Raw genomic sequence first — 18,696 nt, 5'->3', positions numbered from 1 at the left:
TACCCCACTGTCGGAATCGCCGCCGACGAACGGAGTCCTGGGTGCCTAGCCGAATCGCGGACATCGACCGCCTGATAGCCGGTGTGCATTACGACCCGCATGCGATCCTCGGAGCCCACGACAACGGTAAACGCACCGTGATCCGAACGCTGCGCCCGGGCGCACGCGCTGTGGCGGTTCTGGTGGGCGAGGACCGGGTCCCGATGCAAGACCTCGGCGACGGGCTGTTCGCGGCGACGCTGCCGTTCGCCGATCTGGTCGACTATCGGCTGCAGATCGAGTATCCCGGCGCCGCCGAACCGCAGGTGGTGGCCGACGGGTATCGCTTTCTGCCGACGCTGGGCGAGATCGATCTGCACCTGTTCGGCGAGGGGCGACACGAACGGCTGTGGGAGGTCCTAGGCGCTCATCCACGCACGTTCACCACCCCGGACGGGTCGGTGACGGGTGTGTCGTTCGCGGTGTGGGCGCCCAACGCCAAGGGAGTGGGATTGATCAGTGACGTCACCGGCTGGGACGGCATAGGGGCGCCCATGCGGGCGCTCGGCTCTTCCGGGGTATGGGAACTGTTCTGGCCGGGATTTCCGATCGACGGTCTGTACAAGTTTCGGGTTCACGGCGCAGACGATGTCGTCACCGAGCGGGCCGACCCGATGGCGTTCGCCGCCGAAACTCCGCCGCGCACCGCCTCACGCGTCACCACAAGTCGCTACACCTGGGGTGACGGCGACTGGATGAGTCGGCGGGCCAGCGCAAATCCCGCGTTCGAAGCGATGAGCATCTACGAGGTGCACCTCGGCTCCTGGCGGCCCGGGCGCAGCTACCGCCAGCTTGCCGCCGAGTTGACGGACTACGTTGTGGAGCAAGGGTTCACCCACGTCGAACTGCTGCCGGTCGCCGAGCACCCGTTCGGTGGATCATGGGGCTATCAGGTCACCTCGTACTACGCGCCGACCGCGCGCTTCGGCACGCCCGACGACTTCCGTGCCTTGGTCGATGCGCTGCACCGCGCGGGCATCGGCGTCATTGTGGACTGGGTGCCCGCGCACTTTCCGAAAGATGCTTGGGCATTGGGCCGGTTCGACGGCACCGCGCTTTACGAGCACGCCGATCCGCGTCGCGGGGAGCAACTCGACTGGGGAACCTATGTGTTCGACTTCGGCCGTCCTGAAGTACGCAACTTCTTGGTGGCCAATGCGCTGTACTGGCTGCTGGAGTTCCACATCGACGGGCTACGGGTGGACGCCGTGGCCTCGATGCTCTACCTGGACTATTCGCGGCCCGAGGGCGGCTGGACGCCCAACGTTCACGGTGGTCGAGAGAACCTGGAGGCGGTGCAGTTCCTGCAGGAGATGAATGCCACCGCACACAAGTCGGCGCCCGGTATCGTCACCATCGCCGAAGAATCGACCTCGTGGCCCGGGGTGTCGAGGCCGACCAGCCTTGGCGGACTAGGTTTTTCGATGAAGTGGAACATGGGCTGGATGCACGACACGCTCGCCTATCTCGGTCACGATCCGGTGCACCGCTCCTACCATCACCACGAGATGACCTTCTCGATGCTCTACGCCTACAGCGAGAATTTCGTGCTGCCGATCAGTCACGACGAAGTGGTGCACGGCAAGGGCACGCTGTGGAGCCGTATGCCCGGCGACGACCATGCCAAGGCGGCCGGCGTGCGCAGCCTGCTGGCCTATCAGTGGGCACACCCCGGCAAGCAGCTGCTGTTCATGGGCCAGGAATTCGGCCAGCGCGCCGAATGGTCGCAGGAACGCGGATTGGACTGGTTCCAGCTCGATCCACAACTCGCCGAGTCCGGCTTTTCCGCCGGAATACAGCGCCTGGCACGCGATCTCAATGCCGTCTACCGCAGCCGTCCCGCGCTGTGGAGTGAAGACTTCAACCCCAACGGCTATTCCTGGATCGATGCCAACGACTCCACCGACAATGTGCTGAGCTTCCTACGCCACGCGACGGACGGTTCAGTGCTGGCGGCGGTGTTCAACTTCTCCGGTGTGGCGCACACCGACTACCACCTCGGCCTGCCGTTCGCGGGCCGGTGGCACGAGATACTCAACACCGACGCCGTCGATTACCACGGTGGCGGCGCCGGCAACCTCGGTGGCGTGGACGCGGTCGACGAGCCTCGACACGGCCGCCCGGCCTCCGCGGTCCTGGTGTTGCCCCCACTGTCGGCGTTGTGGCTGGAACCAGCGCGCGATCGCCGCTAGCTGAGCCGACTCAGCGCCCGCAGCGGAATCGGCAACCAGGCGGGCCGGTGCCGGGCCTCGTAGCCGGCCTCATAGACCGCCTTGTCCACTTCGTAGGCGGCCAGCAGTGCTGCGAAATCACGCGGGTCGGTGCCAGACTCCGCCCCATAGCCATCACAGAAGGCGCTGCGACAGCGGTCCAGCCATTCGCGGGCCCGGGTGGCCAGTTGCCGGTCGTGGCCATCGCGCGACAGGTCGGCCAGTTTCCCGTACGCGGCGTACTCGTAGGACCGCAGCACACCGGCGACATCGCGCAGCGGCGAGTCCGGCCTCCGACGCTCCGACAACGGCGAGCCGGGCTCGCCTTCGAAGTCGATCAGCAGCCACCCGTTCGGGGTGCGCAGCACCTGGCCCAGATGTAGGTCGCCGTGGACTCGTTGCACCGTGATGGCCTGACCGGCCAGCGCGGTGAATCGCTTTTCGATAGCGGCCAGGTGGGGGCGTACCTCGGGCACCGTGTCCGCGGTCGCCGCCAATCGCGACAGCAGTACCTCGGCCGGGAAGACCGACTGCGAAGTCCCCAAGCCGTCGGCAAGGGCCCGATGCACCGATGCGACCGCCTCGCCGAGTCGATATGACTCACCGGCAAAGTCGCCGCCCACTTCATAGGCGTACAGATCGGCTTCGGCGAACAGGTCGCGCACACTCGCGGTCGCCATCGCCCAGCCGTCGGCGGAGTTCATCGCGTATTCGCTGACCATGCCCAACGCATAGGGCAGTGGGCCCGAGTCGCCCGGTAGCTCGATCTGGTACGAGCCCAACAGTCGCGGCACGTGCGGATTGGCCGCCCGGCCCAGCGCTGCGTTGAGCTCGATGTCCGGATTGATCCCCGCTCTGATTCGCCGGAACACCTTGAGGACCACTTCTTCCTCGACGATGACGCTGGTGTTGCTCTGCTCGGCTTCCGACACGCGCGAATCGGCCCGAACCGGCAGCGACACCCCTGGCTCCGGTGTGAACGTGACGTCGCCGCGCTGGGCCGACGAATCGATCAGTGACAACAAGAATCGGGTTGCCGCGGCGTCATACAGAGCGTCGTAGGCGGTATGGCCACCATGGGTTCCGATCATCGCGATCTGGGCGTACTCCGGTGCCAGGTCCACGTCCCAGCTGACTATCACCTGATAGCGATCGGCGGTGCCGTCGGTGTATCCGACGTCGATCAGCACCAGCTGCTGCTCGCCCCCCAACTCCACCACCAAGAAGGGATCTGCCTTCGCCAGTTGCCGATTCCGCCCCGCATACCAGCGTCGGGTCGGTAGCCATTCCGCCCACGGCAGACCCGCTGGTTCAGCGGTGCCAGCAGTCATGACATCTCCTCCTTCGGCTCGCGTGGCTCGCACAGCTGGAACCAGTAGAAGCCGTGCCCGGGCAGCGTGAGTAGGTACGGGAGCTTTCCGATTCGCGGAAACTCCACGGAACCGGTGAGTTCCACCGGCGTGTGGCCGTCCCAGTGCTGCAGATTCAGTTCGATCGGCTGTGGAAACCGGGACAGGTTGTTCACGCATAAGACCGTGTCCGCTTGGACGCGCTCATTGCCGCCGGAGATCTCTCGCACGTACGCCAGCACCGACGGATTCGACCCGCCCAGTTCGCGGAACCCGCCGAGAGCGAAGGCCTCATACCGGCGTCGAATGGCGAGCATGGTGCGAGTCCAGTTGAGCAACGACGTCGAGGTGTCGCGTTGCGATTCGACATTGACCGATTGATGGCCGTAGACCGCGTCTTGAATGGGCGGCAGATAAAGCCGGCCGGGGTTCGCGGTGGAGAAGCCGGCGTTGCGGTCCGGTGTCCATTGCATCGGGGTGCGCACCGCGTCGCGGTCGCCCAGCCAGATGATGTCGCCCATTCCTATCTCGTCACCGTAGTAGAGGATCGGGGAGCCGGGAAGTGACAGCAGCAGGGCGGTGAACAGTTGGATCTGGTTGCGGTCCTTGTCCAGCAGCGGGGCCAGCCGACGCCGGATGCCCACATTCGCCTTCATTCGCGGATCTTTCGCGTATTCGGCGTACATGTAGTCGCGCTCGTCGTCGGTGACCATCTCCAAGGTCAACTCGTCGTGGTTGCGCAGGAAGATTCCCCATTGCGCCAGATCGGGGATCGGTGGCGTTTGCGCCATGATCTCCGAAATCGGGAAACGTGACTCGCGGCGCACCGCCATGAAAATGCGTGGCATCAGCGGAAAGTGGAATGCCATGTGGCATTCATCGCCGCCGCTGTCGGGGTTGCCGAAATATTCGACCACGTCTGTGGGCCATTGATTGGCCTCGGCCAGCAATACCGCACCGGGGAACTCGTCGTCGACCACCTTGCGGCAGCGCTTCAGGAAATCATGTGTCTCGGGCAGGTTTTCGCAGTTGGTTCCCTCTCTCTCGAACAGGTACGGCACCGCGTCCAAGCGAAACCCGTCGATGCCGAGGTTCAGCCAGAACCGCAGCACGTCGATCATGGCCTCCTGCACCGCGGGGTTGTCATAGTTCAGGTCCGGCTGGTGGGAGAAGAATCGGTGCCAATAGAACTGCTTACGCACCGCGTCGAATGTCCAGTTGGACTCCTCGGTGTCGACGAAGATGATCCGGGCATCGGCGTACCGTTCGCTGGTGTCACTCCACACGTAGTAGTCGCCGTACGGGCCGTCGGGGTCCTGCCGCGACTGCTGAAACCAGGGGTGGCTGTCGGAAGTGTGGTTCATCACCAGGTCGGTGATGACCCGGATGCCGCGCCGATGCGCAGCGTCGAGCAGCTCGACGAAATCATCGACCGTCCCGAACTCCGGTAAGACCTTGTAGAAGTCCCGGATGTCGTAGCCGCCGTCGCGCAACGGCGAGTCGTAGAACGGCGGCAGCCACAGGCAGTCGACACCGAGCCACTGCAGGTAGTCCAGCCGCTCGGTCAGGCCCCGCAGGTCCCCGATGCCGTCCCCGTTGGAGTCGTAGAACGCTCGGACCAGCACCTCGTAGAACACCGCACGCTTGAACCAGACGGGATCCGCGGGCAGGGCCGCGGCATCGCCGAAGTCGTCCGCGTTCGGGTGCTCGACGATGCCGTCCTCGACATGGCTACCCGCTGCGGGGTCCGCTAGGTCCTGACCAAATTCGTCGTTAGCGTCGATGGTCATATCTCGACATGTACCCCATTCCGGTCGTGATTACCTGGTGGACGTTTGGTCACCTTGATCGTGCGAGAACAACGCGGCGATGCGGGCGATCCTCGGATCGGTCTGCAACTGCTCAAGCGGCTCCGACAGCGGTAGCCGCCAGTTCGGATATTGATCGACGGTGCCGGGCAGGTTGGGTTGACGAGGCTCGGCCAGCACGTCGTAGGGGGAGAGGAGTTTCAGCCGGCTTGGGGTGGCCGCCAGAAAGCGGTGCATGGCGTAGATGATTCGCGGCTCGTCCGGGGTTATGTCGTCCTGCTCAAGAAACCCTTCGGAACGCAGCAGCGCGAGCCACTCGGCCCGTTCCTGCTCGGCGGCGGCCTGCGCGCCCGCCACGTCGTTGAGCAGACCCCGTTCGGCGCGTGCCCGCACATGTTCGGCGCGGAAGAATCCGGCCGCGGTGGGCAGGTCGTGGGTGGAAATGCTGGCTGCCACCCGCGAGGGCCACTTCGCCGGCGGTAGCAACGGCTGACCGGGGGCTGATTCATCCCGGGTGAACCAGGAGACCGCGCAGCCCAACATGTCGTTGTCGGCCAGTGCACGGGTGACTTCCGGTTCGACGGTTCCCAGATCCTCCCCGATGACGACAGCGTTGGCGCGATGCGCCTCCAGCGCCAGCACCGCGAGCATGACGTCGGCGTCGTAGTGGACGTAGGTGCCGCGATCGGGGCTCTCGCCAGGCGGGATCCACCACAGCCGCCACAAGCCGGCGACGTGATCGATGCGCACACCGTCCGCGTGGGCCAGTACGGCCCGCAGCATGTCGCGCACCGGGCGGTAGCCGGTGTCCGCCAAGCGGTCCGGCCGCCAGGGCGGTAGACACCAGTCCTGCCCGCGAGGGCTGAAGGTATCCGGGGGCGCACCGACGCTGGCTGCACCGGCCAGCACGTCGGCCAGGGCCCAGGCATCGGCGCCATCGCGGTCGACGCCGACTGCCAGGTCGTGCAGCACGCCCAGCGCCATGCCCGAGTCTTTGGCGGCGGCCTGCACCGCCAGCAGCTGCTCGGTGCAGCGCTGCTGCACCCAGGCATGAAACGTGACCCTGGGCGCGAGCTCCCGCCGCTCGGCTGCCACCGCGGCCCCGGTTGCGTCGTGCAGCGGCGCCGGCCAACTGGACCACCGACCGCCATGGCGTTCGGCCAGCGCGCAGTAGGTCGCCCAGTCACGCAGCGCCCGGGTCTCCGGTGCCTGGTCGAGCGGGCAGGGGCGCCCTTCAGCCCGCCAGAGCAACTCCAGGGCTGCGCGTTTGGCCGCCCAGACCAGGTCGTAGTCGATTCGTGCGGTGTCCGCGGCGACCCGCAGCGCGTCGACCTCCGCTCGGGTGTCCGGATCGGCGCGATGGTAGGCGGCGAGGTCAACGACGCACAGTGCCAGCGGGTTGGCGAACCGCCGGCTCGACGGCGTATACGGGGAGGGCTGCACCGGATGCGTCGGCCCCGGCGCATGCAGCGGATTGAGTAGCACCGCCCCGGCACCGTGCTTGGCGGCCGTCCAGGTGACCCAAGCCCGTAGGTCTGACAGGTCGCCGATTCCCCAGGATCGTGCGGACCGCAGCGCATACAGCTGCAGCATCCATCCCCACGCGGCCGGCGCCTGCGGCACCCGGGCCGGGGCCGCTACCAGCGTGACCGCCTGGCCATTGCGCAGCTCAACTTGATACCAGCCCGGCGACAGCTCGGCGGGTAGTTCGTCGCGTACCGCCGTGCGCTCGCCGTCCTCGCTCACCAGTGCGACGGCCCCGGGAAACGGATGGGGACGCCCGGTTAGCCGCACGGCGGATGTCGGAGGTGAAACGCCCGCACGCTCGCGTTCGTCCAGTCGGACCAACTCATGACGACGGGAGGCTTCGGTGCCGGCCTCGACATCGAGCAGCCGAAGAACCCGGACCACGACGTCGGGGTCCACCTGCACCAACTCGCGCCGCTCGTTGCGGTAGGCCGTGGCCACGCGGTGTGCTGTCGCCAGCCGGCGTAGGTCATCAGGCACCACACCAACGTCTATACCCCGCCCGGGGGGCATTTCAACAGCCGCCACCGCGACCGCATCCGTAGTGTCGTAGACGTCGATAGTTTGACCGCCCGGCAGGCGGGTAGCCACAACCCGGCCGGCGCAGCAGCATCGAAGTATCGAAAGTCCTGACGAGATTGGGTGAGTATGGGCACTACGCCAGCCGAGAACCCGCCGCACACCGTCTGGCCGGGCAACAGCGCCCCGCTCGGGGCTCACTACGACGGTGGCGGAACCAACTTCGCCCTGTTCTCGGAGATCGCGGAGCGGGTCGATCTGTGCCTGATCGACGACGAGGGTGACCAGACCTGCGTCCCGCTCGACGAGGTGGACGGCTACGTCTGGCACGCCTACCTACCGACCGTGTCGCCGGGACAGAACTACGGCTTTCGGGTGCACGGGCCGTTCGACCCGCCGGCCGGACATCGCTGTGATTCCAGCAAATTGTTGCTGGACCCGTATGGCCGGGCATTCACCGGCGAGTTCAACTTCGATCAAGCGCTGTTCTCCTATGACATGGCAGCCGGAGACGACCCGCCGCTGGCCGAAACGCTGCCGAGGGTCGACTCGCTCGGGCACACCATGACCAGCGTGGTGATCAACCCGTATTTCGACTGGGCAACCGATCGGCCACCGAGGATCCCGTACAACGAGACGATCATCTACGAGACCCACGTCAAGGGCATGACGCAAACGCATCCGGATATCCCCGAGGAACTGCGCGGCACCTATGCCGGGTTGGCTCACCCGGCCGTCATCGACCACCTGGCTGCGCTCAACGTGACGGCCGTCGAGCTGATGCCGGTGCACCAATTCATGCACGACGACCGCTTGCTTCGAATGGGCCTGCGGAACTATTGGGGTTACAACACTTTCGGGTTCTTTGCCCCGCACAGCCAATACGCGGCGAGTCGTCAGCCGGGGGCGGCGGTCGCGGAATTCAAGACCATGGTGCGCGCCTTCCACGAAGCCGGTATCGAGGTGATACTCGACGTGGTTTACAACCACACCGCCGAGGGCAACCATCTAGGCCCGACCATCAGCTTCCGCGGAATCGATAATGCCGCCTACTACCGGCTCGTCGACGATGACCGAAGCAGGTATATGGATTACACCGGCACGGGAAACAGCCTCAATGCGCGCAATCCGCATTCGTTGCAGCTGATCATGGACTCCCTGCGGTATTGGGTGACCGAGATGCACGTCGACGGGTTCCGCTTCGACCTGGCATCGACCTTGGCCCGCGAATTCTATGATGTGGACCGCCTTTCGGCTTTCTTCGATCTGATCCAGCAGGACCCGGTGGTCAGCCAGGTCAAGCTGATCGCCGAGCCGTGGGACGTCGGGGAAGGCGGTTATCAAGTCGGCAATTTTCCCGGGCTGTGGACCGAATGGAATGGCAAGTACCGCGACACCGTGCGCGACTATTGGCGCGGCGAACCGGAGACGTTGGGGGAGTTCGCCTCCCGGCTCACCGGCTCGTCCGACCTGTACGAGGCCACCGGCCGACGGCCGGGCGCCAGCATCAACTTCGTGGTCGCTCACGACGGGTTCACATTGTGTGACCTGGTCTCCTACAACGAAAAGCACAACGAGGCCAACGGCGACGACAACTCCGACGGCGAGAGCCACAACCGATCGTGGAACTGCGGCGTCGAAGGCCCCACCGACGATCCGGAAGTCCAGAAACTACGGGCGCGCCAGATGCGCAATATCCTGGCCACTCTGCTGCTGTCCCAAGGCACACCGATGATCGCGCACGGCGACGAACTGGGACGCACGCAGCGGGGCAACAACAACGCCTACTGTCAGGACTCCGAACTTGCCTGGATGGATTGGTCGCTGGTCGACGCGAACGCCGATCTGCTGGCCTTCGCCCGCCAGGTGACGCAGCTTCGCAAAGAGCATCCGGTATTTCGTCGTCGCCGGTTCTTCGAGGGCCGCCCGGTACGCCACGACGACGAGATCGGCGACATCGCGTGGTTCACCCCCGCCGGTCAGGAGATGAGCCAAGACGATTGGGACAGCGGCTTCGACAAGTGCATCACGGTCTTCCTCAACGGTGAGGCGATTCGCGAGCCGGACATGCGCGGCCAGCGGGTGGTGGATGACTCGTTCCTGCTGTGCTTCAATGCGCACGAGGAGGCGGTCGAGTTCGCCGTTCCCGGCAAGGATTACGCGGAGGAATGGACCGTCGAATTGGACACTGCGGAGCCGGCATCCCGGGCTGAGCAGGCGGTGCAGCCCGGAGGAGCGCTGCCAGTCCCTGGGCGTTCGCTGCTCGTCCTGCGGAAAGTGCGCTGACGTATGGCCCGCCCGGTGCTGTCCACTTACCGGTTACAGCTGCGGGGTGCAGAAAGCGGTTTCGCGTTCACCTTCGCCGACGTCGAGAAACTAGTCGACTATTTTGCTGCACTGGGGATTTCGCACCTTTACCTGTCGCCAATCATGACCGCGGTGCTCGGATCGACGCACGGTTACGACGTCGTCGATCCGACTACGGTCTCCGCCGAACTGGGCGGCGCGCAGGGTTTGGCGCGGCTGTCGGCGGCTGCTCGTGCCCGCGGGATCGGTCTGATCATCGACATCGTGCCCAATCATGTCGGGGTGCAAAGGCCGGAGCAGAATCCGTGGTGGTGGGACCTGCTGAAGCACGGCCGATCCTCGCGCTACGCCGCCTTCTTCGACATCGATTGGGACCTCGATGCCGGTCGAATCATTCTGCCGGTACTGGGTTCTGACGACGACGTCGCCGATCTGGCGCTCGACGGTGAGTCACTGCGTCTGGGAGATCTGGTGTTTCCGATCGCGCCAGGGACCGGTGCGGGCAGCGGCGCGCAAGTGCACGATCGCCAGCACTATCGGCTGGTCGGCTGGCGCAACGGCAGCTGCGGATACCGCCGCTTCTTCTCGATCACGTCGTTGGCCGGCCTGCGTCAAGAGGATCGGGCGGTCTTCGACGCCTGGCACGCCGAGCTGTCCCGCTGGTTCGACGAGGGCCTTGTCGAGGGCGTGCGGGTCGATCACCCGGATGGACTCTCGGATCCGCCGGGGTATCTGCAATGGCTGCGCGCGCTGATCGGACCTGACGCTTGGATCATTGTCGAAAAGGTTCTGGCCGTTGACGAGTCGCTCGAGCCCGGCCTGCCGGTGGCCGGCACCACCGGTTACGACGCCCTGCGGGAGATCGGCGGGTTGTTCATCGACCCGAACGGTGCACCGGCGCTGACCGAGTTATACGAAACCGCTGGCGTTGACTACCGCGCGATGCCGATACTGCTGGCCGAGCTGAAGGAGATCGCGGCTGCCGAGACGCTGGGCAGCGAACTGGCCAGGCTGTGTCGTTGCGTGGTCAGCGTGACCGGCGCCGATCACCCGCTGCTGGCCGACGCCATCGCCGCCTTACTCGGCCAGGTAGGTGTCTATCGCAGCGACTATCGCGGGTTGGCGGCGATATTGCCGGTTGCGTTGGCGCGCACTGACGCGCAGCGGCCGGAACTCGCCGATCCGCTGGCACTTGTCGCGGCCGCGATCGCCGACGACCGGGAAGCCCGGGAAGTGGGAGTGCGGCTGCAGCAGCTGTGCGGAGCGGTGACCGCCAAGGCAACCGAAGACTGCCTGTTCTACCGGGATGCCAGGCTCGTGTCGCTCAACGAAGTCGGCGGTGATCCGCAGTATTTCGGGGTGGGTTCGGCTGAGTTTCATCACCGGGCCGCCACCAGGGCTCGGCACTGGCCGCAAGCCATGACGACACTGTCCACCCACGACACCAAGCGCGGGGAGGATGTGCGGGCGCGCATCGGCGTGTTGTCGCAGGTGCCGTCGCTGTGGGCGGAGTTCGTCGCCCGTTGGGAATCCAGGACGCCTGCACCCGATCTGGCTACCGGGCTTTTCCTGTGGCAGAACATTTTCGGCGTGTGGCCACTCGACGGCCGGGTGAGTGCCGCACTGCGCGAGCGCCTGCACGCCTATGCCGAAAAGGCGGTTCGCGAGGCGGGCCGGCGGACATCGTGGCATGAGCCCGACGCAGAGTTCGAGGGCGCCCTGCACCGATGGCTCGACGACATACTGGATGGGCCTACCGCGCGGGAGCTGACGGAGTTCGTTTCCGAACTCGCTGTCCACATCGAAAGTGACATCCTCGGCCAGAAGCTGGTGGCCTTGACGATCCCCGGCATTCCGGACGTCTATCAGGGCACTGAACTCTACGACGACAGTTTGGTCGACCCGGACAACCGACGGCCAGTCGACTACGCCGCGCGGCGCGAGGCGCTGGAGTCTTTGCAGCACCGAAAAATGCGGGTGGTGGCGGCGGCGTTGCAGATGCGACGCGCACGTCCCGAGACGTTCCTGCACGGCAGCTATCGGCCCGTGCTGGCGTCCGGTCCTGCCGGCGAACATGTCGTGGCTTTTCGCCGGGGTGATGACGTCGTGGTGGCGGTCAGCCGTTGGACGGTGCGCCTGCAGGGCGTCGGATGGCGCGATACGGTTGTCGCGCTGCCACCCGGAAGGTGGGCCGACGCGCTGTCCGGCGTCAGGCACCGCGGATCGGTGCGGGCCGCCGAGTTGTTCGCCGAACTGCCGGTTGCGTTGCTGGAGCATGTCGATGACTGACTTTGCCGTCTGGGCACCAACACCGGCGGTCGTCGGCGTCGATGTCGATGGGGTGGCCCACCCGATGGTCCGTTCGGATGGTGGGTGGTGGCGCACGACGCTCGACGTGGCGCCCGATGCCCGCTACGGGTATCTGCTCGACGACGACCCGCAGGTGCTCCCGGATCCGCGCTCGGCCCGCCAGCCCGATGGTGTGCACGCGCGTTCGGCGCTGTGGGATGAAGCGGGCACGACCTGGACCGACGACGACTGGGCGGGGAGACCGGTCGAAGGTGCGGTGATCTACGAACTGCACGTCGGAACATTCACGCCTGCCGGCACATTCGACTCCGCCATCGAAAAGCTGGACCACCTGGTCGGTCTGGGCGTCGATTTCGTGGAACTGATGCCGGTCAATGCCTTTTCCGGTGCGCACGGCTGGGGATACGACGGCGTGCTGTGGTACGCCGTGCATGAGCCCTATGGTGGTCCGGATGGGTTGGCGCGCTTTGTCGATGCCTGCCACGGCCGCGGCCTTGGAGTCCTGATCGATGCCGTCTTCAACCACCTCGGGCCGTCCGGGAATTACCTTCCCCGCTTCGGGCCGTACCTGTCACAAGCACATAACCCGTGGGGTGATGCCATCAATATCGATGGCCCAGACTCCGATGAGGTGCGCCGCTACATCATCGACTGTGCACTGCGCTGGATGCGCGTGTTCCACGTCGACGGGCTACGACTGGATGCCGTGCACGCGCTGGTGGACACTACAGCGATCAATATTCTGGAGGAGCTGGCCGCCGAAACCGATGCGCTTGCTGCACAGTTGGGCCGTCCGCTGGCACTCATCGCGGAGAGTGATCGCAACGATCCACGGACCATCACCCGTCGCGAAGACGGCGGCTACGGGATCACCGCGCAATGGGATGACGACATCCACCATGCCATCCACACCGCGGTATCCGGTGAGCGGCAAGGCTATTATGCCGACTTCGGCGGCATGGCCACCTTGGCGACCACGTTGCGTAACGGCTTTTTCCATGCGGCTACGTACTCGTCGTTTCGCCGCCGGCGTCACGGCCGGCCGCTGCCGATCTCGCAGATTCCGGCTACCCGCCTAGTGGCCTACACGTGCACCCACGATCAGGTCGGCAACCGAGCACTCGGGGACCGCCCATCGCAGAACCTGACCGCCGGACAGCTCGCGGTAAAGGCCGCGCTGGTACTGCTGTCGCCCTATACCGCAATGCTTTTCATGGGAGAAGAATGGGGCGCCCGCACGCCGTTCCAATTCTTCACTTCGCATGAGGACCCGCAGGTGGCACGCGCCACCGCCGAAGGCCGCAAGGCCGAGTTCGCCGAGCACGGCTGGAACGCCGACGAGATCCCCGACCCGCAGGATCTGCAAACCTTTTACCGGTCCAAGCTGGCCTGGGGTGAGCTCGACGAGCAACGTCACCTACGGCTGCTGCGGGTCTATCAGGCGCTGATCGGACTGCGCACTGAGATCGATTCGGCCGGCCGTTGGCTGAGCGAGCTCGTGATCGACTACGACGAGGACCGCCGATGGATCGCCATGCGTCGCGGTCCGCTGCTGCTGGTCTGCAATCTCAGCGAGGACACGGTGCGTGTGCCGGTCGACGGCGAGCTGGTACTGGCTTGGGGATCGCCGACGTTCGGGAACGAGACCACCGACCTGCCAGGGCATTCCTTCGCGGTGCTGCGTCCAGCCCCGAAGTCCTGACTGGCCGAGGAGTGATTCGCGCAACAATTTTTCGTGATTGACGTCGGGGTCACCCATGTTCAGCAACTCGGCAGGAATATCGCAACGCGTGGCAATGGTCCCGAAATGATCTTGAAACCTACGGGCGGCAGGGTGGTGGCAAGGCCCGCAACCGCAGGAGGTGACCTCCCATGCCCGCGCAAGACGACTCCCAACGTGCAGAGACCGCTACCACCTTGTGCGCCTACTGCGGGGTCGGCTGCGGCATGGTGCTGCAGGTCGAGACCGATGCGGCCACCGGGCGCCGCCGGGTAGCCAAATCCACCGGTGACAAGGACCATCCGGCCAACTTCGGCCGGTTGTGCACCAAGGGCGCCACCACCGCCGATCTGCTCGCCGCACCCGGACGCATGGAGTCGGCGTTCATGCGGCCCGGACGCGACGAGCCCGTCGAGCCCACCGACGTCGATGTAGCCATCACCCACTGCGCGAGCCGGCTGCGGGCGATCATCGACCAGCACGGACCCGACGCCGTAGCGCTCTACGTCTCCGGCCAGATGTCGTTGGAGGCCCAGTACCTGACGAACAAGCTGGCCAAAGGTTTCATCGGAACCAATCAGATCGAATCCAATTCGCGGCTGTGCATGGCCAGCGCGGGCAGCGGCTACAAGCAGTCCCTGGGCGCCGACGGGCCGCCGGGTTCCTACCAGGATTTCGACCACGCCGACGTGTTCTTCGTGATCGGCGCGAATATGGCTGACTGCCACCCGATTCTGTTCCTGCGGATGATGGACCGCGTCAAGGCCGGCGCCAAGCTGATCGTCGTCGATCCGCGCCGTAGTGCCACCGCGGAGAAGGCCGACCTGTTTCTACAGATAGCACCCGGAACCGACCTGGCGCTGCTCAACGGACTGCTGCATCTGATCGTCGCGAATGGCCACACCGACGACGAGTTCATTGCCGAGCACACCCAGGGCTGGGAGATTATGCCCAGCTTCCTCGAACAATTCACGCCCGAGGTGGTGGCCGCGCTCACCGGAATCCCGGAGGCAGACATTCGCACCGCCGCGGAGTGGATCGGCCAGGCGGGCAACTGGATGAGCTGCTGGACAATGGGACTCAACCAGAGCACCCATGGAACCTGGAACACCAACGCTATCTGCAACCTGCACCTGGCCACCGGAGCCATCTGCAAGACCGGCAGCGGGCCGTTCTCGCTGACCGGTCAACCCAATGCGATGGGCGGCCGGGAAATGGGTTACATGGGGCCGGGCCTGCCCGGCCAGCGCAGCGTCGTCTCCGCCGCCGACCGGGATTTCGTCGAGGACATCTGGGGTATCCCGCGCGGCTCGCTGCGCACCGAGGTGGGAGCCGGCACCATCGACATGTTCTCACGAATGGCCGAGGGCCAGATCAAGGCGTGCTGGATCATCTGCACCAACCCGGTTGCGAGCGTGGCCAATCGGAAGACGGTGCTGGAAGGACTGGAACGGGCCGAGTTGGTGATCGCCCAGGATGCGTTCGCCGAGACCGAGACCAACGCCTACGCCGACGTGCTGTTGCCGGCGGCACTGTGGACCGAGTGCGACGGGGTGATGATTAACTCCGAGCGCAATCTCACGCTGTTCCAGCAGGCGGTCGACCCGGTCGGGCAATCGCTGCCGGACTGGCAGATCATCGCCCGCATCGCCGCGGAAATGGGATACGCCAACGCATTCGACTACTCGAGCGCCGAGGAGGTGTTCGAAGAGATCAAACGATTCGCCAACCCCAAGACCGGCTATGACCTACGGGGTATCACCTACCAGCGGCTGCGTCAGACGCCGATCCAATGGCCCTGCCCACCGGAGAGCACCAACGATCGCCACCCGATCCGCTACCTCAACGACGGGGCCAGCCAGACGCCGCTGGTTCGCGAGGATGGCAGCGTGCCGCGGTTGGCGTTCGCGACCGAGTCCGGCCGCGCGGTCTTCTTCGCCCGCCCACATCTGCTGCCCGACGAGATGCCCGATGACGACTATCCGTTCCTGCTCAACACCGGACGGCTCCCACATCAATGGCACACCATGACCAAGACCGGAAAGGTCGCCAAGCTCAACAAGCTCAACCCGGGCCCGTTCGTGGAGATCCACCCCGACGACGCCGTCCGGCTGGGCATCGTCGACAACGACCCGGTGGAGATCGCCTCGCGCCGGGGCAGGGCCGTGCTGCCGGCGGTGGTCACCGACCGGGTGCGGCCGGGGAACTGTTTCGCGCCGTTCCACTGGAACGACGTATTCGGTGAATACCTGTCGATCAACGCCGTCACCAATGACGCTGTCGACCCGACATCGCAACAGCCCGAGTACAAGGCGTGCGCGGTCACCTTGGTCAAGGTCGTCACCCAGGCCGCCCATGAGGTCGAAGCGCCACCGGAAGGGGAGAAGATCTACTTGTCGAAGGTTGACGCCCTCACCGAACTGTTCGGAATCGCGGCAGATGTCGAAGCGCCGCAATTCGATTCGTCGCAGCGGCGCTACTTGGGCGGACTGGTGACGGCGCTGCGTTCCGAGGCCGGCCGCGGTGCTGTCGGGGTGCCGACGCTGCCGCACAGCGCCCCATTGGATTCCGACGCCCGGATGTGGGTTGACGGTGTGCTGGCCGGATTGTTTTCGCGCAGCGCCCAACCGGAGGCCGGCGTGCAACCGGCGCCGGCGACCCCACAGCCGCCGGCTCCGGCAGCGGACGGCGCAGAGCGCCCCGCTCCGGTCGTCGTGCTGTGGGCGTCGCAGACCGGCACCGCCGAAGAAGCGGCCCAAATGTGTGCGGCCAGACTCGGCGAGACCGGTCTGCCCGTCGCCCTGTACAGCATGGACGACTTCCCGCTGGCCGACCTGACCAGTACGCCGGTGCTGTTGCTGATCACCAGCACCACCGGCGACGGCGATCCGCCGGACAACGGCTGCGCTTTGTGGGAGGCACTGAACGGTCCCGGCGCACCACAGTTGCCCGACACCCGCTACGCCGTACTGGCCTTGGGTGATTCCAACTACGACGACTTCTGCGGGCACGGACGCAAACTCGACGGTCGACTCGCCGAACTCGGTGCGCGCCGGATCGTCGACCGGGTCGATTGCGAGCCCGACTACGGGGCGGCCGCGGGCGGCTGGCTGGAAGCGATCAGTGCGGCTCTGGTCCATGCGCCGGTGCCCGCGGGTGAGGCACTAGCGGTGCCGGCAGCGGTGCCGGCAGCGCCGCTGACCCCCGAGCCGCAGCCCTACGGCAAAAAGAACCCGTTGATCACGGCGCTGGTCGGCAACACCAGGCTCAGCGGGCCGGGATCGGCGAAAGATGTGCGGCAGTTCGCCTTCGCGCTGCCCGACAACACCCTGCACTATCAGGCCGGCGACGCCCTGGGCGTCTGGCCGCGCCACCACCGCGGGCTGGTCGACGAATGGCTGCACGCCACCGGGCTGGACGGCGATGACGGTGTGGAAATCGTTGAGGGACAGCTGATGGCGCTGCGTGACGCACTGCGGGAGCGGTTCGCCATCGCCCGGCTCAACCCGGACCTGGTGCGCTTCGTCGCGGAACGCAGCAAGAGCGCGGAGCTGGCCGAACTGGTCAAACCGGAGAACAAGGCCCAGTTCGCCGACTGGGCGTGGGGCCGGCACCAGATCGACCTGCTGGCCGAGTTTCCCGTGCGGGTATCTGCCGACGAGTGGCTCGCGGTGCTCAAACCTCTGCAGCCACGGCTGTATTCGATCTCATCGAGTCCCAAACAAGATCCTGGCGAAGTCCAGCTGACTGTCTCAACAGTGCGCTACGACTTTCGGGGGCGCCCCCGTCGCGGGGTCTGCTCGACCTATCTCGCCGACGCCGCCGCGCAGGATGCGGTGGGGATCTTCGTGCAGAAGGCCAACCACTTCCGGCCGCCGAGCGAGCCGGACGTCCCGATGATCATGGTCGGTCCCGGAACCGGGATCGCACCGTTTCGGGGTTTCCTGCATGAGCGGCGCGCGCTCGGCCACACCGGCAGAAACTGGCTGTTCTTCGGGGAACAACATGCCGCTACTGACTTCTACTACCGCGACGAGATCACCGGGATGCACGCCGACGGCTTCCTGACCGAACTCGACCTGGCCTTCTCCCGCGACCAGGCGGAAAAGGTCTACGTGCAGGATCGGATGCGTGCGCGCGGCGCCGAGTTGTGGCGCTGGCTGCAAGAGGGCGCGCATCTCTACGTCTGCGGCGACGCGCATCGCATGGCCAAGGAGGTTGAGGCCACCATCGTGGCGATTGCGCAGCAGCACGGTGGCCTCGACCCCGACGCGGCGAAGGCTCATGTGCGGGCGCTGTCGTCGGCCGGTCGCTACCAGCGCGACGTGTACTAGAAGACGGTCTGGGCGCAGGTGGACGGCGTGGTCAGGTTGACCCCGCTGTAGACCACCTGCACGTGGGTGCAGACGATCACGTTGGCATCGGTCTTGGGGCGGCCGGTGGAGTATTCCAGGACGTCGATGCTGCCGTTGGTCTGGTATTTCTCCGGCGGTCCCTCGCCGAAGTACATCGACTGGATCACCGCGCCGGTACCGTCCTTGAACACCTTGGTGTTCGGACCGCCGCGGTCTTTGAACCAGCCCTCACCGCCGTCGGTGTGCACGTCGAGATAGGCGGTGCGCTTCGACGAACGGATCTCAGTGCTCTGGCGAGCCCACAGATCGGGCGGGAAGCCGGTCAGGCCCCCGGGGGTCTGCAGCTGCACCCCGACGGTGAACCGGCACAGCGGCGGCGCGCTGCAGTCCACCCAGCTGTGGGTCTGCAGCTGGTCGGCGTCGTTGACCGGGAACAACGAGGTCTTGGTGTCACTGGCCGCCGACGCGGTCGCGGACGGGATCAGCGCCCCCAACAGCGTCATGGCAGCCGGAATCATCAGCAACCGCTTCATGGCGCACCAACCTAGCCCT

9 protein-coding genes are annotated in these 18,696 nt (G+C 65.8%); 5 read left to right on the top strand and 4 right to left on the bottom strand.

Annotation, left to right across the window (positions count from 1 at the left end):
* Window positions 1-41 precede the first annotated feature (41 nt).
* Window positions 42-2,231 (top strand): 1,4-alpha-glucan branching protein GlgB, encoded by a 2,190-nt coding sequence (gene glgB, locus BN4346_RS43495; RefSeq protein ID WP_067976380.1) that lies wholly within the window; start codon window positions 42-44, stop codon window positions 2,229-2,231.
* On the opposite strand, the gene BN4346_RS43490 is transcribed toward glgB, so the two are convergent.
* From BN4346_RS43490 to malQ, 3 genes are read right to left on the bottom strand one after another with little or no spacing between them, the layout of a single operon-like run.
* Window positions 2,228-3,580 (bottom strand): maltokinase N-terminal cap-like domain-containing protein, encoded by a 1,353-nt coding sequence (locus BN4346_RS43490; RefSeq protein ID WP_067976379.1) that lies wholly within the window; start codon window positions 3,578-3,580, stop codon window positions 2,228-2,230. The genes glgB and BN4346_RS43490 overlap by 4 nt on opposite strands.
* A complete protein-coding gene (treS, locus tag BN4346_RS43485; RefSeq protein ID WP_067976377.1) occupies window positions 3,577-5,388 on the bottom strand; it encodes a maltose alpha-D-glucosyltransferase in 1,812 nt (603 codons plus the stop codon). The genes BN4346_RS43490 and treS overlap by 4 nt, the downstream gene beginning before the upstream one ends.
* Window positions 5,389-5,418: 30 nt before the next feature.
* Entirely contained in the window at window positions 5,419-7,446 is a 2,028-nt protein-coding gene (gene malQ / locus BN4346_RS43480) for a 4-alpha-glucanotransferase (protein ID WP_067976425.1), read from the bottom strand.
* A gap of 135 nt (window positions 7,447-7,581) precedes the next feature.
* On the opposite strand from malQ, the gene glgX reads away from it, so the two are divergent.
* From glgX to BN4346_RS43460, 4 genes are all read left to right on the top strand, one after another.
* The gene (glgX, locus tag BN4346_RS43475) at window positions 7,582-9,738 is read left to right on the top strand and encodes a glycogen debranching protein GlgX (protein ID WP_067976376.1); all 2,157 of its coding nucleotides are present in this window, start codon (window positions 7,582-7,584) and stop codon (window positions 9,736-9,738) included.
* Window positions 9,739-9,741: 3 nt separating this feature from the next.
* Window positions 9,742-12,048, top strand: a complete 2,307-nt coding sequence (gene treY / locus BN4346_RS43470) for a malto-oligosyltrehalose synthase (RefSeq protein ID WP_067976374.1) — start codon at window positions 9,742-9,744, stop codon at window positions 12,046-12,048.
* Window positions 12,041-13,771 carry a malto-oligosyltrehalose trehalohydrolase gene (gene treZ / locus BN4346_RS43465; protein ID WP_067976372.1) on the top strand — a complete coding sequence of 577 codons (1,731 nt, stop codon included), beginning with the start codon at window positions 12,041-12,043 and terminating at the stop codon, window positions 13,769-13,771. Before treY ends, treZ begins: the two co-directional genes overlap by 8 nt.
* 170 nt (window positions 13,772-13,941) lie before the next feature.
* On the top strand, window positions 13,942-18,123 hold the full coding sequence (locus BN4346_RS43460; RefSeq protein WP_067976370.1) for a bifunctional nitrate reductase/sulfite reductase flavoprotein subunit alpha: 4,182 nt from the start codon (window positions 13,942-13,944) through the stop codon (window positions 18,121-18,123).
* Here BN4346_RS43460 and BN4346_RS43455 read toward each other — a convergent pair.
* The gene (locus tag BN4346_RS43455) at window positions 18,120-18,677 is read right to left on the bottom strand and encodes a hypothetical protein (RefSeq protein ID WP_067976368.1); all 558 of its coding nucleotides are present in this window, start codon (window positions 18,675-18,677) and stop codon (window positions 18,120-18,122) included. The genes BN4346_RS43460 and BN4346_RS43455 overlap by 4 nt on opposite strands.
* Window positions 18,678-18,696: the final 19 nt, after the last annotated feature.

This window comes from Mycolicibacter icosiumassiliensis (genome assembly GCF_900078685.2).
In the GTDB taxonomy this organism is placed as follows: domain Bacteria; phylum Actinomycetota; class Actinomycetes; order Mycobacteriales; family Mycobacteriaceae; genus Mycobacterium; species Mycobacterium icosiumassiliensis.
This window is presented reverse-complemented; position numbering and strand designations above follow the sequence as displayed.